The sequence below is a fragment of the Sphingomonas sp. BRN-1R genome (assembly GCF_057748035.1).
In genome coordinates this window covers 927,552-942,159 of record NZ_CM173236.1, presented here as the reverse complement: position 1 = coordinate 942,159, position 14,608 = coordinate 927,552, and the positions used below count along the sequence as shown (strand labels likewise).

At 68.5% G+C, this 14,608-nt stretch carries 9 protein-coding genes; 5 read left to right on the top strand and 4 right to left on the bottom strand.

Features of this window, described 5'->3' with window-relative positions; translation table 11 throughout:
* Positions 1 to 4: 4 nt before the first annotated feature.
* Positions 5 to 862, bottom strand: a complete 858-nt coding sequence (locus AC3ANX_RS04235) for a serine hydrolase (protein WP_488335787.1) — start codon at positions 860 to 862, stop codon at positions 5 to 7.
* A gap of 184 nt (positions 863 to 1,046) precedes the next feature.
* On the opposite strand from AC3ANX_RS04235, the gene AC3ANX_RS04230 reads away from it, so the two are divergent.
* Both AC3ANX_RS04230 and AC3ANX_RS04225 read left to right on the top strand, forming a co-directional pair.
* Positions 1,047 to 2,663 carry an NAD(P)/FAD-dependent oxidoreductase gene (locus AC3ANX_RS04230; protein ID WP_488335786.1) on the top strand — a complete coding sequence of 539 codons (1,617 nt, stop codon included), beginning with the start codon at positions 1,047 to 1,049 and terminating at the stop codon, positions 2,661 to 2,663.
* Positions 2,664 to 2,786: 123 nt separating this feature from the next.
* On the top strand, positions 2,787 to 3,821 hold the full coding sequence (locus tag AC3ANX_RS04225; RefSeq protein ID WP_488335785.1) for a LacI family DNA-binding transcriptional regulator: 1,035 nt from the start codon (positions 2,787 to 2,789) through the stop codon (positions 3,819 to 3,821).
* A 4-nt stretch (positions 3,822 to 3,825) separates the two neighbouring features.
* On the opposite strand, the gene AC3ANX_RS04220 is transcribed toward AC3ANX_RS04225, so the two are convergent.
* Complete coding sequence (locus tag AC3ANX_RS04220; RefSeq protein ID WP_488335784.1) at positions 3,826 to 5,409, bottom strand: MGH1-like glycoside hydrolase domain-containing protein; 1,584 nt, start codon at positions 5,407 to 5,409, stop codon at positions 3,826 to 3,828.
* A complete protein-coding gene (locus AC3ANX_RS04215; RefSeq protein WP_488335783.1) occupies positions 5,406 to 7,010 on the bottom strand; it encodes a glycoside hydrolase family 43 protein in 1,605 nt (534 codons plus the stop codon). Before AC3ANX_RS04215 ends, AC3ANX_RS04220 begins: the two co-directional genes overlap by 4 nt.
* Positions 7,011 to 7,219: 209 nt before the next feature.
* On the opposite strand from AC3ANX_RS04215, the gene AC3ANX_RS04210 reads away from it, so the two are divergent.
* From AC3ANX_RS04210 to AC3ANX_RS04200, 3 genes are read left to right on the top strand one after another with little or no spacing between them, the layout of a single operon-like run.
* Positions 7,220 to 10,348, top strand: a complete 3,129-nt coding sequence (locus tag AC3ANX_RS04210) for a TonB-dependent receptor domain-containing protein (protein WP_488335782.1) — start codon at positions 7,220 to 7,222, stop codon at positions 10,346 to 10,348.
* Between the two features lie 59 nt (positions 10,349 to 10,407).
* Positions 10,408 to 11,964, top strand: a complete 1,557-nt coding sequence (locus AC3ANX_RS04205; protein ID WP_488335781.1) for a rhamnogalacturonidase — start codon at positions 10,408 to 10,410, stop codon at positions 11,962 to 11,964.
* The gene (locus AC3ANX_RS04200) at positions 11,964 to 13,085 is read left to right on the top strand and encodes an endo-1,4-beta-xylanase (protein WP_488335780.1); all 1,122 of its coding nucleotides are present in this window, start codon (positions 11,964 to 11,966) and stop codon (positions 13,083 to 13,085) included. Before AC3ANX_RS04205 ends, AC3ANX_RS04200 begins: the two co-directional genes overlap by 1 nt.
* Before the next feature lie 91 nt (positions 13,086 to 13,176).
* Here AC3ANX_RS04200 and AC3ANX_RS04195 read toward each other — a convergent pair whose 3' ends face one another.
* The gene (locus AC3ANX_RS04195) at positions 13,177 to 14,502 is read right to left on the bottom strand and encodes a hypothetical protein (RefSeq protein WP_488335779.1); all 1,326 of its coding nucleotides are present in this window, start codon (positions 14,500 to 14,502) and stop codon (positions 13,177 to 13,179) included.
* Between the last annotated feature and the right edge of the window lie 106 nt (positions 14,503 to 14,608).

The window sequence follows — 14,608 nt, the reverse complement described above, 5'->3', positions numbered from 1 at the left end:
CGGATCAGCGCATCCGCATGAAGAAGGCGAGCGCGCTGCGGGCGCTGTCCGCAAAGCCGTCGTAGATCGCGCGCGAGACCTCGGCGATGCCGGGCTGGCGATCGCGTCCCCCGCGCGCGAACACCGCGAGCGCGACACGGTGGCCGTCGGGCATGGTGATGAACCCGACATCGTTGGTGACACCGTCGAGCGTCCCGGTCTTGTCCTCCACAAGCGTACCGATCGGCAGCAGCGCGCGGATCCGGCGCGAGCCCGTCTCGCAGCGTCGCATCAGGTCGAACAGGACAGCGCGGCTCTGCGCGCTGAGGACGGTGCCGCTGTTCAGCTTGTACAACAGCGTGACCATCGCGTTGGGCGTGGCGACGTCGCGGCTGTCGGCAAGATGGCCGCGCTCGCGCAGCAACTGGGCGATGGTCCGGTCCACCCGGATGCCGGTCATGCCGTGCAACGACAGCCACTGCTGGACCGCGACGGGGCCGCCGACCGCGGCAAGCATCTGGTCGGCCGCATTGTTGTCGCTCCGCACGAGCATCAGCTCCATGACCTTCGCGGCCGATCGACCGAGGATCATGTCGCCAAGGCTGCGCCGGCCCTGATCGACCTCGGCGAGATAGGCGGCCGCGATGGCGACCTTGACCGTGCTCGCCATCGGGAACGGTGTGTCGCCGTTTACAGCGACGACCGAGCCGTCGCGCAGATCGAGCGCGGCGATGCCATACTCACCCGAGCGCCCCGCCACCAGCATGCTCAGTTCGCGTTCGAGCCCGACCAGGCCGGGCGAGCTTGCCGCCGCCGGCGCGGGAACGAGGAGGCTTGCAGCGATACCGGAGAGAAGCAGTCGGGAAAACAGGGCTACGCGCATCGATGGTCCTCGGGTGTCCTTCAGCGACATGTTCATTCTAGGCGGAAAAACCTGAACATGTCGTGTCGCAAGACCATCGCGTGCGGTCAATGACATGACGCGGGCGGTGAGTGGCCGGGGCGGTCCGCCGCCGCGTCGCCATGACGATTTGGCGCGCGGCGCGGGACGCTGTAGAGGCGCGGCGATGTTGCGTCTTTCCGGCCTGTACCTCCCGCTCGACCATGATCCGCAAGCGATCGCGCCCGCGATCTGCGCGCGGCTCGGCATCGCTGCGGAGGATCTGCGCGGCTTCACGCTGTACCGGCGCGGCAACGATGCCCGCCGCAGGAATGCGGTGCAGCTCGTCTATACCTTCGACGTCGATCTCGCCGAGGAAGCCGCCGTGCTGGCACGGCTGGCCGGCGACAAGGACGTGCGCCCCACTCCCGACATGACCTACCGCCCGCCCGTCACCGCGCCAGCGGGTTGGTCTGGCAAGCGGCCGGTGGTGATCGGCGCGGGGCCGTGCGGGCTGTTCGCCGGGTTAATCCTCGCGCAGATGGGGTTCCGCCCGATCATCCTCGATCGCGGCAAGCCCGTGCGCGAGCGGACCAAGGACACCTGGGGCCTGTGGCGGCGCGGGCAGCTCGACCCCGATTCGAACGTCCAGTTCGGCGAGGGCGGCGCCGGCACCTTCTCCGACGGCAAGCTCTATTGCCGGGTGAAGGATCCGCGTTTCCTCGGTCGCAAGGTGCTCGAGGAGTTCGTGAAGGCGGGCGCGCCCGACGATATCCTGTGGGAAGCGCACCCGCATATCGGCACCTTCCGCCTCGTCACGATGGTGGAGAGCATGCGCCGCAGCATCGAGGCGCTGGGCGGCGAATATCGCTGGCAGACCCGCGTCGACGGGCTGGAGCTTGAACGCACCGCCGAGGGGCATCAGCGCGTACGAGGCGTCCACCTCCACGACGGCAGCGTTATCGACACCGACCATGTCGTGCTCGCGGTCGGCCACAGCGCGCGGCCGACGTTCGAGATGCTCCACGCAAGCGGCGTGCATATCGAGGCCAAGCCGTTCTCGATTGGCGTGCGGATCGAGCATCCGCAAAGCTGGATCGACCGCGCGCGGTTCGGCGCATGCGCGGGCCACCCCGATCTCGGTGCGGCCGCCTACAGCCTGTCGCACCATTGTTCGAACGGACGCACGGTGTACAGCTTCTGCATGTGCCCGGGCGGGCGCGTGGTCGCGGCGACCTCCGAAGAAGGCCGCGTCGTCACCAACGGCATGAGCCAATATTCACGCGCCGAGTTCAACGCCAATTCCGGCCTCGTCGTCGCGATCGACCCGCGCGACTATCCGGGCGGTCCGCTCGCCGGCATCGCCTTCCAGCGGCACTGGGAGTCGCTCGCGTTTGTGGCGGGCGGATCGTCCTACCACGCGCCGGGCCAGCGCGTCGGCGATTTCCTTGCTGCACGGCCCTCGACAGCGCTCGGCACGGTGACGCCCTCCTACCAGCCGGGCGTAACCCCGACCGACCTCGCCGCCTGCCTGCCCGACTATGCGATCGAGGCAATGCGCGAGGCGCTGCCCGTGTTCGGCCGTCAGATCGCGCGCTACGACGATCCCGATGCGGTGATGACCGGCGTGGAGACGCGCACCTCCTCCCCCATCCGCATCACGCGCGGCAAGGATTTCCAGAGCATCAACACCGCGCACCTTTACCCGGCCGGTGAAGGTGCGGGCTATGCCGGCGGCATCCTCTCGGCGGCGATCGACGGCATCAAGGTGGCGGAGGCTGTCGCGGCGCGCATCGCGGGATAGCGAACGGATCGCTCGCGATGCTCGCGCGACGCGGATAGCCGATCCTGGGGCCTGGCGGAGGCGAAAGGCCTTTCGAAAGCGTGGCACCGCGCGTAGTGCGGAACGAGACGACACGCGGGGACGATGAGTTTGCCAACCGAGCGACACGCGGGCACCGAACCGACCATCACCGACGTCGCGACCGCGGCGGGGGTTTCGATCCGTACGGTTTCGCGCGTGCTCAACCGGTCGACCAACGTCAACGCCGCCACACGCCAGAAGATCGAGGCTGCGATCGCGCGGCTCAACTTCCGCCCGAGCCCCCGCGCGCGGGCGTTGGCGATGGGGCGATCCTTCCTGATCGGCATGGTCCACAACGATCGCAACGCGCTGGTGCTGGAAGCGGTGCAGCGCGGCATCGTCGGGGAGGCCGCACCGGGCGGCTACGAACTCATCATGCATCCGGTCCCCGCCGACGAGACGCTCGCCATCAAGGACGTGCTTGCGTTCGTCCACCGGTCCCGGGTGGACGGGCTGGTGGTGCTGCCCCCGGTCTCCGGCATTCCGGGCCTCGCCGATGCGCTCGCGAAGGAAGGGGTGGCGGCGGTGGCGCTGTCCTCGACACCGGTGAGAGGCTATCTTTCGGTCATCCTCTCCGAAGAGCGGCGCGCCGCCGCGCGGGTCGGGGCCTATCTGGTCGGCCTTGGCCATCGCCGGATCGCGATGGTGACAGGCCCGCAGACGATGATCTCCGCCCGCGAACGGCGTGGCGGCTTTCTCGACGCGCTCGACGAGGCCGGCATGACGCTGCAGGCCGAGGCGGAGGGCGACTATGGCTTCGCATCGGGGCTGGCGGCGGCGACGGCGTTTCTTGACCGGCCCGATCCGCCCACCGCGATCTTCGCGGCGAACGATATCATGGCGGCGGCTGTGCTGAAGGTCGCCGCCGCGCGCGGCATCGCCGTGCCGGCGGACCTGAGCGTGGTCGGGTTCGACGGCAGCGTCCTCGCGCAGATGCTGACGCCGGCGCTGACGACGGTGCTGCGCCCGTTCGACGAGATGGCGCGGCAGGCGACGCGGCACCTGCTCGACGCGCTGGCCGGTCAGCCGATCGCCGAGGTCGATCGTGCCGACCTGCCGCTGATCCGCAGCGAATCGAGCGCGCCGCCACGCGCGTGAGCGGTCAGCCGCGCACCGCCACATCGGTGTTGGCGGCGACGGTGAAGCGACGCGGCGACCGATCGCCGAGCTGCACGCGGGGGTGCTGCGTCTCCGCCTCGATACCGGTCATGCGCAGCGGCCGGCCCGCGCTGTCCGTCACCAGCCGCACATGCCCGCCCGCGACCCGCGCGATCGTCGCGCCGTCGAGCGTAAGGGTCGCGCCGCCGCCGTCATACGCAAGCATCGCCACCCGCCCCGCGTCCGTGCGCAGCACGGCGCGCGCGCCGCGTGCCGCCGGATGCGCAGCGCGACAGTTCCAGTGCAACTCGTCGCCCTCCTGCCGCACGCCGACCAGCCGCCACGTGAAATCGACCATCACCAGCGCCGCCGGCGAATAGTTTGGCGCATCTTCCTGCGTGAATACGCCGGTGATCGGGTCGATCTGCTGGCGGAAGCTCGGATCGCGCTGGATCGCCTCGCACCAGCGGCTCATCAGCACGCCGTGTTCGGCGGAGCGACGATACCGGTCCATCCACCGCCCAGTGCGCAGCGCGGTGAGCGCCTGCGCCGCACCACCCCAACTGTTGCGCGGGATCGGACGCACGAAGCCGGCATCGTCGAGCGCGATCGAGGGGAAGGGAAACGGCGCCCAGAACGCCTTAGGGTTGCCAAGCTGGCGCTGCCACATCGCATCGAACATCGGCTGATCCACGACGTGTTCGCCGGCGATGCGCGTGAGGATGTCGCCACGCACCCGCACGAACCGGTCGGCGGCGTCGCGGTCGTAGAAAGCGGCGTCCTCCGCCGCGTAGAGCCGCGTGACGATCAGGTGGCGGATCGTCTCGGCGGCTTCGTCCCAGCGGTCCGCCTCGGCAGTATGGCCGAGCGCGCGCGCCATCCCGGCGAGCGCGCGCCTGCCGCCATGGACCGTCGCCGACAGGTCTGGGCACAGCCGCGGCAGCCCCACCCCGGGCGGATAGCGTCTGGCATCCTTGTTCGGACACTGGTTTGGCACGCCCGCCCAGCGCGGGCTGTTGTCGTGGCCGGTATCGTAGGTGCAGAACCCCTCGATCAAGCCGGTGCCGCGCGTGTTGCGATAGCGCATCAGCCAGCCGTCCCAGGCCGAACAGGCGCGATAGGCGCTGTCGAGCAGCTCGGCGTCGCCGGTCGCGCGCGCAAGCTCCCAGGCGGTGGCGGCGATCGGCACGACCATCTGGATCTGGCCGAAGCCGGTTTCGGTCAGCTTGTTGTTGGCCGGCAACTGGCCGTCGGCGCGTTGCAGCGCGAAGAAGGTCAGGTGGCTGGCACGCGCTACGTCGGGCCGCCAGTGCCGGTAAACCAAGGCTTCGTGCGGGCCGCATTCCTGCCAGATGCCCTGATAGACCGACCCTTCGATCAGCACCGGATCGGGAATGTAGGGCAACACACGCACATTGCCGGCAAGCACCGCGAGCGCCTTGTCATAGGCGCTTTGCCAACGCGCGTCGGCGGTGGTGAACTGCGGCGCGGCGGGCGCGGCGGGCGCGGCGGGTGCCGCGCGCGCGATTGCGGGCATGGCGATCGCTGCGGCGGCACCGGCGAGAAAGGGGCGACGACCGACGATCATGGCTGCTCCACCCGGAAGGAATCGACATCGATGCTGCCACCCGCGCCGCGCGTGTTGAAGGTGAACAACGCCGGGCGCGAACCCTTCCACCACGAGAATTCGGCGAGCGGGATCGCATCGCCGAAGCGTGTGAAGCGCTTGCCGTCGAGGCTGTAGCTGTAGCGCACGGTCTGCTCCGCCCCCACCTCGGCGCGCAGCGACAGCAGCTTGGCGGCGAGCGGTGACCCTGCCGTTTCGATCCCCTTGGAGGCGAGCGTGATGCGGCGCGCGGCACCGGTCTGCACCACCCCGATCCAGCTCGGGCCGACGCCGAACAGCGACAGTCCGGCGCGCTCGCCATCGGCCATCCGCGTGACGTCGATGCGGGTGGTGATGCGGCTCGACGGACCTTGCAGGATCTGGGTCAGCGTATTGCGCGCGGTGACGAGGTGCTCGGCCGGCAGCGCGGTGAGTCTCAGCCAGCCGGGGCGCGCGGTGAGGCTCCACGCGCGATCGTCCGGGTTGTGGTTCCACTCCCATTGCACGCCGAGCTTCGCCGACGCGAAATCGTCCGAGGCTTGCAGCCGGTCGTGCGTGGGAGGGGTCCCCGTATCGGGCATCGGCGCGCTCGCGACCGGCTGGCCCGCATCCGCGTCGCCCGGAATGGGGGTGCCGATCACCGGCCAGTCGTCCACCCAGCGAAGCGGTTCGAGATAGTCGATCCGGCCGAACGCACCCGTCGAGTTGAAGTGGATGAACCACCCCTGCCCGGACGGCGTCTCGACCCACGCGCCCTGATGCGGCCCCTGCACCCCGCTGGTGCCGGCCTTGAGGACGGTCCGCCATTCGTACGGCCCGCGGATGTCGCGCGCGCGCCCGACCGCCTGCGCGCCGGTCGACACGCCGCCGAACGGCGCGAAGATGTAGTACCAGCCGTTGCGCTTGTAGAGCTTGGGGCCTTCCAACGTCGGCAACCGCACCTTGTCCTCGGCGATGACTGTGCCGGGATCGAGCACACGCGTACCGTCCGCGCTCATGCGGTGCAGGATGAGCGGACCGGCGCCGGTGCGGCTGTGGACCAGCCAGGCGCTGCCGTCGTCGTCCCAGAACGGGCATGGGTCTTCCAGCTTGGCCTGCGCGATCACCGCCACCGGTTTGCTCCACGGCCCGGCCGGGTTGGTCGCGGTGGCCATGAAGATACCTTCCTGCGGCGTTGGCCAATAGACGTAGAATTTGCCGGCATGGAAACGGATCGCCGGCGCCCATACGCCGCCGGCATAGCGTGTGCCGCCGACCGGCTTCGATGTGGCGTCGGTCAGCGTGTGCGGGCCTGGCATGTCGTATTCGGGCGCGAACGGCAACGTGGGCAAAACATGGCCGATGATCGACCAATGGACCAGATCGCGCGAGTGCAGCACCGGCAGCCCGGGGGAGAAGTGGAAGCTCGACGCGACCAGGTAATACTCCTTGCCGACGCGGATCGCATCGGGGTCCGAATAGTCGGCGAACAGGATCGGGTTGCGGTACGTGGCCGGCTCGGGCGCGGGTGCGGCTCCGATCGACGCGGCGGCGCTTGCGATCAGCAGCGCGAGGCGGCGCGCCCCAACTCGGGCATCAGACATGGTTGCGCTCTCCTTCCTCGTCGGGTGCCGCCGAACCGCGACACTCTTGACGAGCATCCTACCCATAGCATAGAGGCCAAACCCAACAAGTGAGTTCTGCCAGCGCTGGCAAATGATAGCGCTAACTCAGAACTGACCAAGAGCAGACGGCGCTGAACGCCGCAAACCGGGTAAAAAAACGCCGCAGGGGTAAAACAGGGAGGATGTTTATGATCGAATTGAAGATGGTACGCGCTCGACTGATGAGCAGTGCGCCGCTCGCCGTGCTAGCGCTATCGCTGGCGCTCCCCGCAGCCGCGCAAACCACGCAGCAGCCCGCTCCCGCCACCGAGGCCGCGCCCCCGGGCGTCGCCCCCGCGACCACCGACGCTGCGCCCGCTGCCGAAGCTGCCGCGCCCGATGTGGTCGTCACCGGATCACGCATCGCCCGCACCGGCTTCGATGCCTCGACGCCAGTCAACGTCTTCAGCCAGGAAGACATCAAACTCTCGGGCAACGTCAACATCGACCGCACGCTGGAGCAGGTGCCGCAGGTCGTCGCCTCGCAGCTTGGCGGCGCGACCTCGAACACGGTGCCGGGCGGCTATGCCGACGTGAACCTGCGCGGCTTCGGTTCGACGCGCAATCTCGTGCTCGTCAACGGTCGCCGCTTCGCGATTTTCGGGCCGGAGCAGGTCACCGATCTCAACACCATCCCCTCCTCGCTGATCGCGCGGACCGAGATCGTCACCGGCGGCAGTTCGGCGGTGTATGGTTCGGACGCGATCACCGGCGTCATCAACTTCATAATGCGGGACGACTTCTCGGGCGTCGAAGGCCGCGCGCAGGTCAACGTCGACCGGCCGACCGGCACGCCGACCTACAATTTCGATCTGACGATGGGCGGCAACTTCGCCGAAGGGCGCGGCAATCTCGTCGTGTCGGGCAATTACCTCAACCGCGGTTCGATCACGCGCGGCGAGCGCGGCAGCTTCGCCTATCTGAGCCTCGCCGACGGCTGCGTCGTTCCCGGCTCGGGTAGCGCCACCCGGCCCGGCACACCGTTCACTCCGACCGGTGGACAGAGCTGCACCGCCGGCGGGGGTCAGCTCGGCTTCATCGCCAGCGGTTCGGGCGACATTCCCAACGGCCGCTTCTCCGGGATTCCGGCGGCGGGCGGATCGAACACCGCGCTCAACGCCGCCTACGCCGCCGCCGGTCTGTCGGGCCTGTCGTCGCGCGGGTTCACGTTCGACAGCGGCGGCACCACCGCGCGCCCTGCGCTCACCCCGCAGGACGATTTCAACCTCGGCCCCGACAACTACCTGATCCAGCCGCAGAAGCGCTGGATGATCAACAGCTTCGGCCATTATGATTTCAACGATCACATCACCGGCTATATGGAGCTGCACTATAGCCACAACGAGGTGAACGCACGCCTCGCGCCGACCAACATCGGTTCGGCGACGCTGTTCAACGTCAACAATCCGTATCTCTCGCCCGCGCTCCAGAACGTGTTGCGCGTGCTCGACCAGTCAGAGACCGGCCCGACCACCGTGTCCGCCGGCACCGCCAGCTACACCAACCGCCCGAACGACGGCCTTGCGTCGATCATCGCTGGTCGCCGTTACGTCGAGGTCGGTCCGCGTCTGGCCAGCGAGCGGCGCAACGTGTTCCGGGGCGCATGGGGCTTCCGCGGCAATCTCGGCGATGTCAGCGACAGCTTCCTCACCGATCTGAAGTACGACGTTTATTACACCTACTCGCACAGCGAGGACACGCTGCTGCTCCAGAACGCGCTGTCGCGCAGCCGCGTGCAGGCGGCGGTGCTGTCGCAGAACGGCGCCGCGCCGGTGTGCGACATCTTCGGCGCACGCATCACCGACGCTTGCGCCGCCGCGATCCGCATCAGCGCGACCAACACCACGGTCGCCACGCAGCAGGTCGCTCAGGGCAGCCTGACCGGCAATCTGTTCGCGCTGCCGGCGGGTAAGGTCGGCTTCTCCGCCGGGTTCGAATGGCGCCAGACCGACGCGACCTTCTCGCCCGACAGCTTCCTCGCCTCGGGCGATGTCGCCGGCTTCAACCCCGGCCTGCCGACCAAGGGCGGTGTGGGCGTGAAGGAAGGCTTCGGCGAAATCCGCGTGCCGCTGATCCACGACACGCCGTTCATCGACGACCTCACCGCCAATGCGGCGTTCCGCTATTCGGACTATGATCTGAAGGGCATCGGCGGCAACTGGACCTATCTCGGCGGGCTCGACTGGCGCGTCAACAAGAGCGTCGCTTTCCGTGGCCAGTACCAGCGCGCCATCCGCGCGCCCAACGTCTCGGAACTGTACGGCGGCGTGAACCGCGTGACCGGCGTGGCGACCGATCCGTGCTCCAGCCGTGTCGCGGCGGTGCTCCAGACCGCCGCCGCGCGCGCGGTCTGCGTGGCGACCGGCGTACCGGCGGCGAACGTGTTCACCGCCGCCGTCCAGCCCAACACGATCATCCCGGCCGATTTCGGCGGCAACCCGAACCTCTCTGCCGAGAAGTCGGATACGTACACCGCCGGTGTGGTGTTCACGCCGGCCTTCGCGCCACGGCTGTTCTTCAGCGTCGATTATTTCGACATCAAGCTAGACGGCGCCATTTCGTCGCTCGGCGGCGGCCTCCAGAACACGCTGAGCCTGTGCTACAATGTGATTCAGGACGCGAGCAGCCCCTATTGCCAGGCGATCAACCGCAATCCGACGACCGGAGAAATCAACGATCCCTATGTGGCGAAGATCCTCAACGCCAACACCGGATCGCTCAAGACCTCGGGCATCGACTTCGCGGCGCGCTACCGCTTCACCAGCGATTTCGGCTTTCCGGGTCTGGGTGAGACCAGCACGTTCGATATCAGCAGCAGCTTCACGTGGCTGAACGACTTCACGTCGGTGCCGGTCGCGGCGATCCCGAGCATCCAGAACCATTGCGAGGGATCGTTCGGCCCGACCTGCGGCCAGCCGCTGCCGATCTGGCGCGGCACCAGCCGCGTGACGTGGACGACCGGCCCGCTCGGCCTGTCGCTGCGCCACCGCTATATCGGCCCGGTCACGACCGACCGCTATCTGGTGCCGCTGCGTCAGGGTTCGGCGGCGACGCCCGCGCTCAGCACGATCGCTTATCCCAAGCTGCCGTCGCGCAACTATTTCGATCTGTCGTTCAACTATGACGTGGCCAAGAGCTTCCAGCTGTTCGGCGGCGCCAACAACATCTTCAACCTCAACCCGCCGATCACCACGCAGGGGCCGAGCGCCAACACCTTCTCGGCGACCTACGACGTGATGGGGACGGAGTTCTTCTTCGGCATCACCGCCAAATTCTGATCGCTTCCCTCCTCTCCGGCCGGCATCATGCCGGCCGGACCTTTTTGCGGAGCCTGCCCATGAAGCGACGCGACCTTCTCCTGTCCGGCGGCGCGGCGGCGCTGGCCACACTCCTTCCCACACACGCGTTCGCGGCGGATGCAGGCTGGCTCGACGTGCGGACCTTCGGCGCGCGCGGCGACGGGCGCAGCATCGACACCCCCGCGATCAACCGCGCGATTGCGGCGGCAGCGGCACGCGGCGGCGGCACCGTGCATTTCCCGGCGGGCACCTATGCCAGCTATACGATCCGGCTGATGAGCGCGGTGACGCTCCACCTCGATCCCGGCGCGACGATCCTCGCCGCCACGCCACAGGGCAGCAACGGCTATGACGTCGCCGAGCCGATCGACCCAGCCTTCGAACATTTTCAGGATTTCGGCCACGGCCACTGGCGCAACAGCCTGATCTGGGGCGAAGGACTGCACGATATCGCCATCGTCGGCGGCGGGCTGATCTGGGGCAAGGGCCTCGGGCGCGGCGACGGCAAGGACGGCTGGCTCAAGGACGCGAACGGCCCCGGCACCGGCAACAAGGCGATTGCGCTCAAGAACTGCCACGGCGTGCTGCTGCGCGACTTCAAGCTGCTCGAAGGCGGCTGGTTCGGCATCCTCGCCACCGGGGTCGACAATCTCACGATCGACAACCTCACGATCGACACCAACCGCGACGGCATGGACATCGACTGCTGCCGCAACGTGCGGATCAGCAATTGCACGGTCAACTCGCCCTATGACGACGGCATCTGCCCCAAATCGAGCTTCGCGCTCGGCTACGCGCGAATGACGGAGAATGTGACGATCACCAACTGCTACGTGACCGGCAATTATCAGGTCGGCTCGGTGATCGACGGCAGCTGGAAGAAGATGCCGGCCGATTTCGCGAAGACGATCCACGGCCGCATCAAATGCGGCACCGAAAGCAACGGCGGCTTCCGCAACATCACGATCAGCAACTGCGTGATCGAGGACAGCCGTGGCATCGCACTGGAAACGGTCGACGGTGCGGTGATCGAGGACGTGACGATCAGCAACATCGCGATGCGCGGCACAATCGACGGGCCGTTGTTCCTCCGCCTCGGCAAGCGGATGCGTGGGCCGGCGGGTGCGGCGATCGGCACGCTTCGGCGCGTGCTGATCCAGAACGTGTCGAGTTCGGGTGCGACGCTGCTGCCTTCGGTGATCGCCGGGCTGCCCGATCATCCGATCGAAGACGTCCAGATCAGCGATTGCCATTTCGAGCAGGTCGGCGGCGCGCCGGCGGCGATGGCGAGCGTCGTGCCGCCCGAGAACGAACTCGGCTACCCGGAGGCGACGATGTTCGGCGATCTGCCCGCGTCCGGTTTCTTCGTCCGCCACGCACGCGGCGTGCGGTTCAGCAATGTCGAGATCGCGACGGCAGCGCCCGACCCGCGCCCCGCCTTCCGCCTGGAGGACGTGCGCGGGGCAAGCTTCCTCGGCGTACGTGGCCCGCGCAGCCCGTTGATCGCTCTGGCCCGCGTCAGCGATCTTTCGGTGGCGGCGTCACGCGGGGTGCGTGACCGCATTGCCGCCGGCCCGCTCAGCGAGACGCTGTGATGCGCCGCCGCGATCTCCTCGCCGCGGGCGTCGCGGTTGCCGCCTCCGCTTCGCTACCGGCCGCAACGCCGCCACCGTCGCTGCGCGAAGTCGCGCGCGCCGGCGGGCGACGGTTCGGCAGTACGATGGGTGGCGCCAATTTCGCCGACCCGGCCTACCGCGCGCTCAACGCGGCCGAATGCGGGCTGATCGTGCCCGAAAGCGAGATGAAGTGGGTCGCGACGCGGCCCGACGCCAAGACCTTCGACTTCCGCGCCGCCGACGCGATCGTCGGCTGGGCGAAGGCGAACGGCCTCGGCGTACGTGGGCACACGCTGCTGTGGCATTACGAGCGCTGGTTCCCGAAATGGCTGATCGAGCATGATTTCGGTTCCCGGCCACGCGCTGAGGCCGAACGCCTGCTCGCCGAGCATGTCCGCACCGTCGCCGGCCGCTACGCGCCGGTGGTGGACAGCTTCGACGTGGTGAACGAGGCTGTCGATCCCGACACCGGCCTGCTGCGTGAGACCGCGCTGTCGCGCCCGCTCGGCGGCGCGGAAGCGACGCTCGACCTTGCTTTCCACACCGCGCGCGAGGCCGCTCCGCACGCGCAGCTCGTCTATAACGACTTCATGAGCTGGACCGCCGACGGCGGCAAGCACCGCGCGGCGGTCCTGCGTCTGCTCGAAGGTATGAAGAAGCGCGGTACGCCGGTCGACGCGCTGGGCGTGCAGAGCCATCTCGGCAGCAAATACAGCGAAGCGCCGACGGGGCTCGGCAACCTCGACGAGCGCGCGTGGCGGCAGTTCCTCGACGACGTGACCGGCATGGGGCTCGACCTGCTCGTCACCGAGATGGACGTGCACGACAATCCCCTGCCGGGGCCGATCGCGCAGCGCGACGCGGCGGTGGCGGCGCATGTGCGCGCCTATCTCGATCTCATGCTGTCCTACCGGCAGTGCCGCACGGTGATGTGCTGGGGCCTGAGCGACCGCTATAGCTGGCTCAACGCCTTCCGCCCGCGCAGCGACGGCCTGGCGAAACGCCCCTGCCCATTCGATGCGGACTTCCGCCCCAAGCCGTTCCGCGACGCCATCGCCGCGGCGCTTCAGGCGCAGCCATCGCCACGCGCCGTTGGATAGTCAAAGATAGTGGCGGCGTCCGCTCTCGGGCACGCTGAGGAGTGACCGACCGCGACGGCCGGGGCGGATACCGTCGACACTTCGGGTCCGTTCACACGCGCCGCTCCCGCCCGCGCCGTACCAGCAGCGCGATCGACCAGCCGGCGAGGAGGATGACGAACGGCATCGCCGGATAGTGATAGCGCACCTGCCCGGTAAACCCGAACGCGGTCAGCGTCACGAACGCGGGCATGCAAGCGAGCAGCAGCAGCGGCGCGCGGGCGTCCTCGCGACGCCACAGCGCGGGCGCCACGATCACGAGCGCGGCGACCCCGAACAGCAGCAGCCCCATGTAATAAAGCTGGTTGACCGCCTGCGCGACGGTGAACGCCGCGCCGAGCTGCGGATAGCTCGCGTCGATTCCCCACAGGCCGTCCCCGTCCTTGCGCCACAGCAGCAGCATCTTCTGCACACCAAGCGCCACCCAGCGCGCGGGATGGCGGGCGATCCAGTCCTTAGCGAGCGCCTTGAAACGCCGGTCCAGCTCGACCTGCCGGATGAGATGCTCGCGGTAGGGAATGCCGACGCCGGTCTGGTCCCAGATCGGCGTGCGCTCCCATTCGTACCAGTCGCCGGTCGCGCGGTCGTTCGCGCCGTAATACAAGGCGATGCCGCCGTTGGTCGAAACGGGCACGAAGCTGCCCAGTTCGGCCGTGTTGCGCAGGCTCCACGGCAGCACCACCGCCGCGATCGCGAGATGCACCGGCAGCATCGCGCGCAAAGCGCCGCGCCAGCCGAAATCCTTGAGGCACAGCGCCATCGCGATCAGCGCGCCGACCGGGAACAGCATCGCCTGCGCGCGCATCAGCGTGGCGGCGCCGAACAGCAGCCCCGCCCCCGCCAGCCCCCACCAGCGCGCACGCCCCGCGATCAGCGCAACGAACGCCGCCATCAGCAGCGCGGTCGCGACCGTCTCGGAGCACGGCTGCCCCGTATAGGCGATATGCGCGGGGTAGAGCGCATACAGCAACGCGGCGATCCGGAGGCCAAGCGCATCAAGCCCAAGCATCACGCCCAAGCGGAACATCAGCGCGAGGATCGCCGCCACCGCGAGCAGATTCAGCGCAATCGGCCCGAGCATCCCCGGCCCGGCCACCAGCATGCTCACGGCGAGCGCGGCGGGATAGCCCACCGGATAGAAAGCGGTCGGGTGGCCACCCTCCTGGAAACCCATGCCGCGCGCGATCTCACTCGCGCGGTCCATGTACCACAGCCCGTCGGAGATCGGCTGTTGCGGCATCGCCAGTACGAGCAGCAGCCGCAGGCCCAGCGCCAGCGCGACGATCGCCGGCACCACCCAGCGCGCGGTCGCGACCGTGTCGATCCAGCCGCGTCGCGCCTGCGTCGCCGCCATGCTCCCGCTCACCGCCATGTCCATCGCGTGTCCCCTTGCCTGCCCGAGCCGCAGCAACCAGAGCCGTGCGTGCGCCGGAAGGCCGCAAGCCTAGCAAAATACCGTTAACGAACCCGATCGCCCGCGCCGG